This is a genomic window from Shewanella sp. SG41-4 (assembly GCF_014164505.1).
Taxonomy (GTDB): domain Bacteria; phylum Pseudomonadota; class Gammaproteobacteria; order Enterobacterales; family Shewanellaceae; genus Shewanella.
Map to the genome: position 1 here is coordinate 1 of NZ_JACJFI010000113.1, position 12,247 is coordinate 12,247.

Genomic DNA, 12,247 nt, shown 5'->3' on the forward strand with positions numbered 1-12,247 from the left:
ACGAATGGCTGAGCCAATATCTTTGGAATAGTATTGCCGAGGTACAGGAACATGCGACACAATGGCTATGGTTTTATAACAATGAAAGACCCAATACAGCAATTGGTGGTGTCCCACCAAAGCAAAAACTGGCACTAGTGGCCTAAGTCTCTACTTTTGATCTCAGCTAAAAATGGGGAGATTACCCACCGACTTCAGAAATAACATTCACACTTGCACCTGAATCAAGAATTTTTTGTACTAGAGCAACTTCATTTCGCATTGCGGCAGCGATAAGCGGTGTAGTTTTTCTTTGTAACGAGCCTTCGAAACCAATTTTTATCTTCTTTTTACTTAATTCATTAACTAGATTTGAATCCAAAGACTCTAAAAGAAGTCCTACTTTTGGATCGTATTTAGGATAAGAAACTGAAGGGTATGCAAGGTTTTCTGGAAACATCCTTACAAAATCTACTCTGTAGCTTTCAATTTCATTGCTATTCAGTACTTCTAGTTTCTGCTTACCTTCTGCTTTAACTTTCGCGGGCAATTGATCGAGACCGATTAAAATTGATGCTGATTTTAATCGATTAATAAAAACACGATCTGGACGAACTTGATACGCGGCAACTAACAAGGCTTCACTAATCACTAACTGAATCTGAGCCTTTGAGTGATCTCGATAAAGCGATTGTTCGAAAGCTTTTGTATACTCTTCATTCGCAGCGTCTAAATCACCACATAATACTAAGTGTCTTGCCCTAAACTGATGATAGATATAACTAACGCCATAATCCGGAGCTATCTTATCAATCTCATACTTTAAATTTCTTAATAAAAAATCTACTCTTTCACGATCTGAATCTGTTTTCTTCATACCGCCCTTTTCTTTAAACTCAGCAAATATGGCGTTTATGTGACTTTTAATTTCAAGGTGATTATTGGCATTTTTAGATTGAAAAGACTTAAAAGTATGGCTATGTCTCTGAATTACCAGTCCCATTTTTTTATTAGAATGAAAGCTCATGATAAACCTAGACGCAATAATACCCCACTTGAGATTATTCCATTGCTTGCTTCCTAGAATCGACGGGGATGCAAACTGCTCTATATTTTCGACATACTTCAAAGATGGACGTTCTTTTTCTGAAGCCCATAAACGGACGCGATCTTTGGCTTCTTTATGATCTAGTAACAAAATAAATGCTTCGGCGTGGTCTTTACTGAGTAATGTTAAATTAACGCCGTCTGGTACACATAATTTTTGATTATAATAGTCTTCCATAACAAAACGGCTTATCAATAAATCCTCAAAATAACCCGTTGTTTGAAAGAGTGTATTCGCATCCTCAACCGATACACCATCAAGAGGATGATCTTCAATCCATATAAAATAACATTTGATGACATCATCTAAAAACAACTCTACTCGCGCAGCTATTTCAGCACCGAAAATAGTAGTAAGTGGTGTTAGAATCGTTAGATTTTTGAGTTCTTCAAGCTCACTAACATGAATATCGATCGTCTTATTACAGCTATCATCAAGTTTTTTTGCCTCTCTAGCAGAAAGATAACACTTAGTATCAAAGGCACTAGCAATTTCTCTTAGAAGAGCTTGAATGGTAGGGTAAGGTGTTGTTCTTTTGGTATTAAGCATTTTCAACTGAAATAATCCTCTGTAGATTCTTTTTAAAATTCATATACGCACGAAAGTCACTAGGCGTTGAAGGAACAGTAATTCGCTTACCCTTGGGAGAGATTAGTGAGTTGTGCTTTTTACCTGCCAAACAATACCATTTTCTAGACTTAATCAGTTGTCTAATAAGGGTATTTATTTCTTTATTATGACTAAACCGTCTCATTTAGTTTTCCCTATTAAGGGGTAAGAGCGCTTACCCCTTTGATCTTTGCACTATTATTTTTTACTGTTTTTTTCTGCTGCGCGTTGTGCCCTTGCAGTAAAGCTATCTTTAGCTACTTGACCACTATTATTTTTCGCTTCAGAACTTTGGATACGAGCTGATGCAGTTGGGGTCATTGGTGTTTTTTGGTTAGACATAGGAACTCCTATATTTGTCTGTTTCAGGAGTTTTAATATTAAGTAAAGTCATGCGGATAGTAAGCTGGGTAATTGGAGAGAAAATTTTTATAATGTACATCGTACTATTTCACTCATCATTCGAGCGATTTTTGGCAAACTATATGCCCTGACATACCTTCTTGTATCACCAACATCAAGGCAGCTAAGTCAGGTTGTGATGCAACTTGTATGTAAACTCACAATAACCGTATTTCTGTATCAACTTAGCGACAGTGGGTAAGTGCCCATTTAGCATCTCTGCGGCTTTAACTATCGGATTATCAATGTCGTTGGACCCACCAGCAATAAGTGCTTTTCTCATATCTTCAAATGAAAAAAATGTTAATCCTATTGAGAAATAAGGGCCTGCAAAGTCTTTTATCGCTTCTTCAGTACCTGACATGAGCATGTAAGTCATCCCTTCACCAGTCGCAAAATATTCACAAAAACCGATAATTTCCTGCTTCATAACGCCTCCATTCACCATAAAATGCCCACCGGTATTGATGAGCTTATCAATTACATCATTCGCTCAACTCACAAACTCAACAACCGTGTATCCCGCATCAGGGATCAACATCTTCATGACCTTCATTGATTGCGGTGACAGACAATACTGATACTGTCTAAGGTTAAAACTCGAAAACCTCAACTGAGTTCCATCAAGGGTAAAGCCTTTCACATACAATAAATCACGATCGCCACTGATGATGCTTGCAAATTGAGAGTCTTGGCCAAGTTTTGCCGCACCATAGCGGATTAATGCAACCACATCATCGACATCAATGGTGTGAATATCACGACTCAATTCATGCTTTACGGTGGGTATTAAATTTGCAACGTTTAACAGCATAGCCTTAATGATTGTCGCCATTACGTTATCAAAAGACACCGATGTGACATCTAGTGGAAAACGCCGCCACTGCGTGCCTGAACGCTTCACCCTAAACGATACACACAGAGACTCATGCGCAAAGCACTCATCTTGATAGACCCTATAATTATCAGACTTAAGATCCAACTTCACCCGTTTAACATCAACATCACTCACTCTCAAATGAACTGATAACTGGATAAACATGCCACGACTTGGTTCGACTAAAAATATTTCCCCCCAATGCGTAACTTCAATATCAAACTGCTGCACCTTTAATCGCTTAAACAATGCTTTAATGAAAATAATGACCCCTGCAAACAACTCATCAGAAACGTCGATGCCACCGATAGGTATTGAATGAAATGGCAGAACAACTCTGCGCTTTCGGCTTGTCCTTATCTTTTTCAACTTGCTTTCAATGTTCATCAGGTAATACCTTTAGTGCTATGCGCTCATCACGTTTTCCCACAACCCCTTTTTGAGTCACGTTAGTGCCATTAATAAACAACCATCCATTTGAATAACTTGCAGATGCCACCACTAATTGAATGGTTTTTCCTCTTGTCAGTACATTGGATGCCACCCAATCACCTACTTGCACCTGAAAGCACTGATAAAGCATCTTCAAGCTCAATGTTTCGATATCTCGCTCTAATTGATCATACTGATGGCTCAACTCACTCGCCTCCATTTTCAATCGATGCTGATGAGCCTCTAAATCGGTATTGACTACCGACGTCACTTCATCAAGCTCGCCCATAGCATCAACTAATCGCTCCAGTGCACAAGCTTGATCGAATCGGCGGTTGATCTCTGCCTCCTTAGACACAATCTCATCAATCAACCCTTTCACTCGAGGGTGATAGTGCACCACAGGATCAATGTTTTTGAATTCGCCTTGATTGAATAACAACTCAGCGATGGGGATAGCACAAGTCTGAAATTGTGGTGACTCATAAGGTAATAAATGACCGCTGAAATAAACCATCTTGTGAGTCACATGGATAAAGCTTGTCACCTGAGAGTAGTAACGATCACCTAACTCAAAAAACCACCGAGCATCTGGATACGCCTTACTCACCTGGTATAAATCCAAAGCCATCAACTGCTCCCGTAAATGCACCACCAGCGCCACAAGTTCATCATTCGCATTACAATGACAAAACAAAGGTTGAACACCTCGTTGATGATATAGTCCTTGGGTTTCAGCAGCATAAAGCGGTTTAGCCTTCAAACAATACACGCGTTTTTTATTCTCATGTCCCATTCAACACTCCTTAAAAACATGTAAAAATCCCCCTTACAGCCAATTTAACGCCAACCACCCACCGTCCATCACCAAGCCCAAAAGTCAGCATAATCGGTAACAAACTTTCACCCCATTAAGCCGTCAATGAACGCAACATCACCACTCAAAATACGCCTTAATGCCCTCAACGCTCGCCAACAGCGCATAAACAACAGCAAACACCCCGATTTAACATAACCACCCATTGGACGCACTCAGGCACATCCTCACTTCACACCCAGTTTCACCAACAGCGCTTTCGTTAATGGCAACTTATCAAGCCGTTTAATTAAGTGTCCCTTATCGCGCACTTTTGCTGCTAGCACCGTCAATGACATCGACGCGGCCCCATCAAGCTCAGTAATCGCCAGAACTAACCGTTCATCCTCAACTGCCCAATTCTTGCTTTGCTTCAATGGCTTCAACGCAGGAGGTAAAATAGCCTCAAGGCAATCACGGTCATGATGATATAAATGAAAAAATGCCCGACTGTGATGAGCTTTAAGCTCCTTCCTGCGCCAGTCAGGATGAGATTGACGCGCATCAAGTAGCTCAATCACTGACGCCTGATGTTTCCTCATTGCACATAATTGCTGGCGCCACAGCACCAGCCCAGGTGTATTAGAGATAAGCTGTTCCACATAACCCACACCCACCCCAACAGATCGGGCAATATCGTGTCGATGTCGCCCAAGGTAGGCCAGTAAAAGCACCCAATGACGTTGTCGATGCGAAAAGGCATTGGCATTCGTGGCATGCTTTATTCCTTCAAGCTCAGCTATACGGCGGATATAACAGCGACTACGCCCCGTCATCGTCTCAATCTGAGACATACTTAAATCTTCAGACAACAGAGATAAAATACGCTCACGATCATCATTAACTACTACTGGAGCATTAAAGGCGGGCATCAGCTGAAATGGGCTTTCTTGCCCTAAAAACCCTCGATGATCGTGATCAAACAACCAGAATCCTAAAATCAGATGCTTAAATGGATGATTTAGGGTTCGGGTTTTATCGCGAATTAACGGCCCCAAAAAGCGCTCGCCAAACTCAAATGAACTTTCAAGATCAAACACCATGTCTTGGTAATACTCTGAAATGGCACGCACCAACATGGCCATGCGGATCTGCCCAGAGCGCGTCATAAATCCCTTATGCATTAATTGGTGTCGATAGTGGGTATGCAACAATGCTAGATCACATGGCTCATTTTTAATGAGCGCCAATGTATCCCAACAAAACTGCGCAAAATCAGTACTCATCTGATGTTCAACCCGATAGACTTGGGGAGTCATGGCGGCATGATGAAACGTCAACCGCCGATCTAATCCAGCATCGCCACTGGCTAACACCACCAGCAGACAGTGATGAATAGGGCAAACCACGAGACCCGGAATTTGATGACGGATATCAAACATGGGTGTACCTGTGATCTGTCGGTGTTCAGACAAACACAGTGGGCACACCCGATGGCCAGCAGAGAAATTGAGCCTCGCATGGGGAATGTTGGCGGTAATGACCGGATTACCCGTGCCATGAAGCATCACAGACAACAGCTTTTGCTCTGCATCATGGCCGAAAAATTGAAATAGGGGGTATAACGTGTGTTGTATTAACCAGTGCTGTGCGGTGAGTCCACCGTGGCCGGCTAAATAGCCTATAGAGTGAGGTAAATAGGGATGCAGACGGATTTTGGGTTGTTGAAAAAGGGCTTGATAAGTGTTTTTTTCATGTCCCACACTACACGTTAAATGGTATCGCACAACCCAGCTGAATATTGATTCGTTAGCTAGAGGGGCGAGATAATTCATATCAGATGTTGGCACTCTGACAATTCATTGCGCAGCCAGAAAATAATCGTTAACCAAAAAAGAGGGTGTCTTATTTTTGCACTGCCGACCTGGCCGGATAACGTTGCCCAAAGTATGTTGGTTTTCAAACTCCTATCAGGTCGACTAGATGAAAATAACTCTGCCATATATTCTTGACCTAAGTCAGCAGTCATTTGCCTCGCTAGTTGATCGAACCGTTTACGCTCTTTCTGTTGCAATGGTAACTCGGACTCACAATTTAAATACCGACGAATCTGCGCCTTCACTCGATTAGGCCAAAGAGGGTCGGCTTTTATCGTTTGGTCGACTTGGTAGATAAAAGGCTGCCAAGCCACTTCCCAGGGCTGCAGCGTCATCGAAACAGCACTATCGAGCCAATGATGCGGTAGTGTAAAGTCCAACACCTTTAACTCATCATGAGAGTGCAAAATCTGATCATGAATAGGACATATTTTGGCACCACACAACTGGTGAGAACGATGCCAATAGGACACACCATATCTAGCCTTATCAGCCACAACACATTGCGGGCAGAACCGCCAACGTTTATCGAGATTTATGCCTGCGTGGGCCATATTGTTGGGCATAGTATACTGCGCCCCATAGAGAGGCGTACTCAATAACCAGAGAGAAGCAGGCGTATGCTCTAATTGAGTATGTAGGATTTGCTCAGGCGACAAATCTATTTTTCGAATAATACCTATCAGATCGGTATTTAATGGCAATTGCGAATGCATTTGATGGTAGGCGATAGCATTAATCTCAAAAAATCGCCTGGTATTTATATGCATTTGACCGCAGAGCATGCGCTCGCGCACAAACGCACTATAAACATGTTCATCGGGTAACAAATCAACGCGGATCATTCGTTATGCTCCAACGTTTGTGGTGAACGTTTTGACTCACGTTTACCGTCTAATTCCGCCTTAATCTTTGCTAACTTTTGTAAATCCGCTTCAGAGAATTCATTCGAAGCTATCAGGTTTTCAATATCATTCTTAACAGCATGAGCGGTATCAGACGTTAATTCAGATGATGACATAAAACTCTGTAGATGTTTGATTGCTAGTGTGTTATTTCCAGAGTCAAGATATTGCTGCACCGTCAACAAATCTGAGTGTCGTCCTTTTTTACCTTGATTAATATTACGCGTAACCATGCGCATGAGCGGGAAGCGTTTTTTAAACGTCTGCTTAATCAGCGAATCAGTTTGATGCTCAATAACAGTAGGAAATAGATTCGTCAGAATAGACTCAATCGCTCGTGACTTACCGTTTCCAGATATGCCGGTCATGAACATTGCATCAGCTGTGGTCGCAGTACCTATCATATCTAAAAGAGGACGCTTGATATTTTCAATATCAATATGGCTATCAGCAATATCATAGCTCCACGCAATGACTTCAACGCGTGTTGGATTTCTGTCGACATAGCCATGACACATCAGATCGTATAATTCATTATACAAATCGAGATGTTGCGGCGTCATAATCAGCAGTTGACGTAGATTTCTGAGGGATGCAATTCGATCATCATCAGGCATGTCGACATCATTAATCCCAGCCTGAATGATACGCGACATGACTGTTATAAATCGCTCAGGCTCTATGCGGTCAGGCAAAGCCAGAATGAGCGGATTCCCTTGATATGACGAGACATTTGAATGTCGATATTGGGCCGATGCTATTGAAATAGGTAAAGTTTTTTTCATTATTTATTTTCTTGTTTATAGAATGCTGAATGGGCCTTGTGCTCGAACTCACCATCTTCAACAACATCGCTATTTTGCGAGAACTCGAGAATACTTTGTGAATGCAGTGTTTGCAGATAGCGATTTACATCACTTTGACGATTGATTAACGCCTCCAGCTTGCGATTGTCTTTAATTTTGGCGAGACTGGGCATAGTGCCCGAGATTTTTTCTTTTTCGGCTTGGGTCAGTTTGTGTTCAATAAACAACTGAACCCCGAGCAAATATTGCAGTTCATCTTCAATGACAAGCTCGTTTTCGCCATGCTCCTGTGTTTTTTGCTGCTTCACTTGATCAAATGACAGACCAGCAAACCGGTTATCCTTATGATCTAACGTCGCTATTTTTAGTCCGTCTGATGTGCAAATAAAAATAATATCAACAAGTTCAATGTTGTAACGGCATGAAAGAATCAGGCTGCGCTGATTTGGCAACTTGCGCTCTTGAAGGCCGCTCTCTAAAGTCCACTCACAGTTATATCGCAAGCCTTTTTCTTTGAGATATAAGTGATCTCGATGAACTGTGATCTCGCCTTTGGTTAACAATTTCAGGTAAAGCTCATCGTCGGGTAAGCTGATTAAATAACCCGGGCGATTTTTCTCTGCCCACGCCCACAATTTTGCTGGAATAGCGGGGATCTGGTCTCTTACCATTGATCTCTCGAGAGGATAATTTGGAATTATGCGATTATTGTTATGATAAAACACATAAACGATGGCAATTTGATAAAGCTCGTGGACGGTGAGGCAAGCATTTTTCCGTGCCAATTGCCGCGCAATATCTTGTTGCGATTTTGTTTGGTTGCCCTTACTAACGCCCTTAAAATACTCTTGAAAAATACCAAAAAGCTGCTCGACATTAGGCTTATCATCACCACGACCCGAGCGAGAAAATTTAACAGTTACTGGCAAATCAGAGATCGGTCCTTCGGAAATTTTATTATGAAACTCCGCTTTATCAACAAAATAAGTTGTTGCAATGCCCGATTGAGGCCAAAAGCTTGCATCAAAATTGAGCCCCATTTCATCAAACCAAACCTGTTTATCGCGAGAACTATTAAAAATCGCCTGACGAACTGTATTGTAAGAAGGATTTTCTGTTGTAATGTACAAACCAGCGATTAATTTACTGAACACATCAATGATAAAATAGACGGTGGCTTTGCCAATTTTAGTGGAGCGAGTGGGGTCGAAAACTGACACAAGTTCTTCAGTAAAAGGGGTCTCATCGATTTCAAAAACTTGCCCAGGCGCAATAACATGCGCATATGCATCACCTTCTCTACCAGAGTTGTCTTTTTGATTCTCAATAGGATTTTGACGACTTTTATCTCTAGTTGGTAAATTGCCGTCGAACTCTTTACAGAGCCAATAATAAAACTGGTTGTAGGTAGGGCGTTGATCAGGAGCTTTCAGCTCTACTTTAAACCGACGTTGGGTTTTTTGGGCTGTTTGAAAATCATGCTTAACTCTTGATGAATAATAGTGTTTTCTAATCAGTTGCTTATAAACATATGTAATCGATGGTCCGTTGCGTTTTGCATATAGACGTTTAGCTGATTTAAAATTTTTATAATCATACTCATCCAGCACCTTGCCTCTCGCGATACCCGTGTTCGGACGCCCTGGTTTTACGCGTAATTCTCGTTTTTTAGGGACATGGATCGTATTTTTACCCATGGGTAAACATAGCCCTGCACGGCGCTGACCGAGCCTGAAATACGAATATAAACAGTCGTATACATATTGCTTGCTACGCCCGGTTTGCTCGATGACCTTTGCAATACAGTTTTGCCCATAATCGTTGCGCAGCACATTGTCGAGGTCTTGTAGTAGGGGCTCAATGACTTGATACCGCTCAAGCGCCTTGTTTCTCTTGTGCTCTGGTAAACTATCGAGATCCATTAAAGCCTCTTGAGGCCAATCCATTTCGAATAATATTAATGATTCATGATTGATTTTATTCAGTAATTCACTGTATTCCAGTTGAATAGGAAATTTAGCGACAGAGTCGAGATTGATAGCAAATGCAACATTTAGCGGGATATCAATATTGATCACCAGGTAATCCTCTTTGATTATTTTATCACCAACAAAACACTCTTGTTCGGCGTCTTCACTGGGACCAAAACCAAGGTTTATTTTCAATATTTGGTTGGTATCAGGACTATGAGTCAATTGCATGGATATATACCTAAATCTGACGCTGCTAATTCGAGTTTTAAACGCTGAGTCCAATTCATGCTTAAACGTTCGCACCACAAAGCATGGTAAAAAAATGAGACTGCCTGTGAAAAATTGATTCCACTAATACCGGAGGAAATATCGATAATGTCGCTGGTTCGACAATGTCGGTCATCAGATAAACAGCCAATAAAATTGCTCAACCATATTTCAAATAGGGAGTGCAAAAAGGGTTGTATCTGACGGTGACGAAAAAGGGCTTCAAGATTCTCGCTTTTAACCGTGCGCAGTTCTGTGCTCGTAACCATATGATAATCAATATGTTCGAGCTCACAATATGCTTGTTGAATCGATAATTTTTCCATCGTGCGCTCACGCAACGCATCGGATTCCTGTTTAACGGGGTGAGCCACACGTGAGCCATCAATTAATGTTGAAACAAAATCAATGGTTTGGACAATTGGTACCCCTTGGGAACCTATGTAAACAGGATGTTTTACACCCAATTGCTGCGCAATCGGAATGGAGAACTCGAGAGGAATAGCATATTGCTCATAAATCTCAACAACATAGCGCATTTGCACAAGCGATAGATACATCCAGAGTTCGTTTTGTGACAGAAGGTGCATGACACGATTGGGCGTTGAAAAATGGGCAATTTTAGTTTTGACACCAGAACTTCGGACATCTTCAACGCGCCAAAACGGTTCGTAAATTACCTCGTCTAGTTCAATACTGCGACGATGAGCATCGAACCACTTCAGCTGTCTCTCAAGTGTCATTTTACCTGTGCGTTTCATAACTACCTCACGCAAAAACAGGAAAAACTGGAGTTACGCAAGAATACACAACACTAAGATCACTACTAGACATAAAACCCTCACTAAAATTTGATTTGATCGGAATTTAGTCGTAAAAAAAACAACGGTCAACATGTTTTTTATTTGATATAAGTTGTTGTATTTATTTTTAAAAAAGAAATAAAGAGTATTTGTTTTTTAAAAAATAACTACTTTTTAACGTTTGAATTGAAATGATGGTGAAAGTCATTTATATCAAATAAATTTCTGACTATTTTCAGCATTTATCATGGGGATAGACCCATTCGGAATAGAATTGTGCATTGCTTAAAAAGCGCCTAAGAATAGAAAAATTTACAATGAAAAAAATGCTCAAAAAGGTGCGAAATCTCGAAATTCGCAATTTTATCACTCTGGAAAAAGTGCTTTTTAATCGCCTGAAGATTAACAAACATTAATCTAAATGTTCAAATTACAACCTAAACAGAAGTAAAACTAGAAGTGCTAAGTAAAGTTTTTGGGGGGGCTAAAACTACTTTCATAGTTGCAAAGGCAAGCAGATTCCCAGTAAAAAATCATTAAAGGTTGAATCTAGATCCGTTATATAAATCAAACTATGGTGTTATGAAGCTTAATAATTTAGATTGGATTTCTGATGCAGAAAGAGTCAAGTCTATAGTACAAAACCGCATATCATGGCCTTGTACTTTCACTCTTTCATTAAAATCGATCCCAATAGAAGGATGTAATAGAATCCCTTCTGAAAAAAAAGACACGGGATCGTCTTGCTGTTCTTGAGAGCGAAGGTATGAATATAATTGAAATATATACTCCCGCTTAAATCGCTCTTGTCCGTACTGATTCAGTTTCGTTATAGCAGTAAACTTGGTATCAATAATAATACGCTTACCTAAAGCTACATTATCTAGCTGAATATCGACTTCCATGGTTGGTAATAAATTGGAAATTAGTGATGTTTCTTCTTCAGTTTGCCAAATAATCTTTTTACTTGGTTTTACCTTCCAACCTTCTCTTAATTTTAAGTCATAGAAACCTGCAATGGCTTTCTCAAAAAGCTTTCTTACCCATGATTCTTGTTTTTCAGGTGAAGGATATAAACCATTTCCATAGGACTCATTTATCAAAGCGAGATTAAATGCTAACTCGGCAGTAACTAAGGCTTTGCGATCATTGGTTTCATGGCGACTGAACCGATCATTTTTAGGTTGATAATTCACAGAGGCTAATGAGGAAACACCAAGTTGAATCATTATTTGATTCAACTTATGACAACGAAGTTTTAATGACTTTTTAGATACTAAACGCGAGATTTTAGTTACTGCCGAGTTAGCATTTAATCTCGCTTTGATAAATGAGTCCTATGGAAATGGTTTATATCCTTCACCTGAAAAACAAGAATCATGGGTAAGAAAGCTTTTTGAGAAAGCCATTGCA

Annotated in this window: 12 protein-coding genes; 1 reads left to right on the plus strand and 11 read right to left on the minus strand. The window is 40.5% G+C overall.

What is annotated here, in order from left to right:
- Nucleotides 1-146: integrase core domain-containing protein (locus tag H5202_RS11765; RefSeq protein ID WP_182772242.1), on the plus strand; the 146-nt coding region annotated here is incomplete at its 5' end.
- Nucleotides 147-181: 35 nt separating this feature from the next.
- Here the strand turns inward: H5202_RS11765 and H5202_RS11770 are convergent.
- The 11 genes from H5202_RS11770 to H5202_RS11820 form a co-directional block, all read right to left on the minus strand.
- Nucleotides 182-1,642: a hypothetical protein gene (locus H5202_RS11770; protein ID WP_182772243.1), complete on the minus strand. Its 1,461-nt coding sequence runs from the start codon at nucleotides 1,640-1,642 to the stop codon at nucleotides 182-184.
- A 252-nt stretch (nucleotides 1,643-1,894) separates the two neighbouring features.
- On the minus strand, nucleotides 1,895-2,038 hold the full coding sequence (locus tag H5202_RS11775) for a hypothetical protein (RefSeq protein ID WP_182772244.1): 144 nt from the start codon (nucleotides 2,036-2,038) through the stop codon (nucleotides 1,895-1,897).
- A 184-nt stretch (nucleotides 2,039-2,222) separates the two neighbouring features.
- Nucleotides 2,223-2,528, minus strand: coding sequence for a hypothetical protein (locus H5202_RS11780; RefSeq protein WP_182772245.1), 306 nt, complete (start codon nucleotides 2,526-2,528; stop codon nucleotides 2,223-2,225).
- Nucleotides 2,529-2,591: 63 nt separating this feature from the next.
- Complete coding sequence (locus tag H5202_RS11785) at nucleotides 2,592-3,362, minus strand: hypothetical protein (protein WP_182772246.1); 771 nt, start codon at nucleotides 3,360-3,362, stop codon at nucleotides 2,592-2,594.
- On the minus strand, nucleotides 3,352-4,203 hold the full coding sequence (locus tag H5202_RS11790) for a hypothetical protein (RefSeq protein ID WP_182772247.1): 852 nt from the start codon (nucleotides 4,201-4,203) through the stop codon (nucleotides 3,352-3,354). Before H5202_RS11790 ends, H5202_RS11785 begins: the two co-directional genes overlap by 11 nt.
- A gap of 248 nt (nucleotides 4,204-4,451) precedes the next feature.
- Entirely contained in the window at nucleotides 4,452-6,038 is a 1,587-nt protein-coding gene (locus H5202_RS11795) for a TnsD family Tn7-like transposition protein (protein ID WP_259397295.1), read from the minus strand.
- Complete coding sequence (locus tag H5202_RS11800; protein WP_182772249.1) at nucleotides 6,035-6,925, minus strand: TniQ family protein; 891 nt, start codon at nucleotides 6,923-6,925, stop codon at nucleotides 6,035-6,037. Before H5202_RS11800 ends, H5202_RS11795 begins: the two co-directional genes overlap by 4 nt.
- Entirely contained in the window at nucleotides 6,922-7,770 is an 849-nt protein-coding gene (locus H5202_RS11805; protein WP_182772250.1) for a hypothetical protein, read from the minus strand. Before H5202_RS11805 ends, H5202_RS11800 begins: the two co-directional genes overlap by 4 nt.
- Complete coding sequence (locus H5202_RS11810; RefSeq protein WP_182772251.1) at nucleotides 7,770-9,992, minus strand: hypothetical protein; 2,223 nt, start codon at nucleotides 9,990-9,992, stop codon at nucleotides 7,770-7,772. Before H5202_RS11810 ends, H5202_RS11805 begins: the two co-directional genes overlap by 1 nt.
- Nucleotides 9,983-10,792, minus strand: a complete 810-nt coding sequence (locus tag H5202_RS11815; protein ID WP_182772252.1) for a TnsA endonuclease N-terminal domain-containing protein — start codon at nucleotides 10,790-10,792, stop codon at nucleotides 9,983-9,985. The genes H5202_RS11810 and H5202_RS11815 overlap by 10 nt, the downstream gene beginning before the upstream one ends.
- 614 nt (nucleotides 10,793-11,406) lie before the next feature.
- Nucleotides 11,407-12,063, minus strand: a complete 657-nt coding sequence (locus H5202_RS11820) for a 5-methylcytosine restriction system specificity protein McrC (protein ID WP_182772253.1) — start codon at nucleotides 12,061-12,063, stop codon at nucleotides 11,407-11,409.
- Between the last annotated feature and the right edge of the window lie 184 nt (nucleotides 12,064-12,247).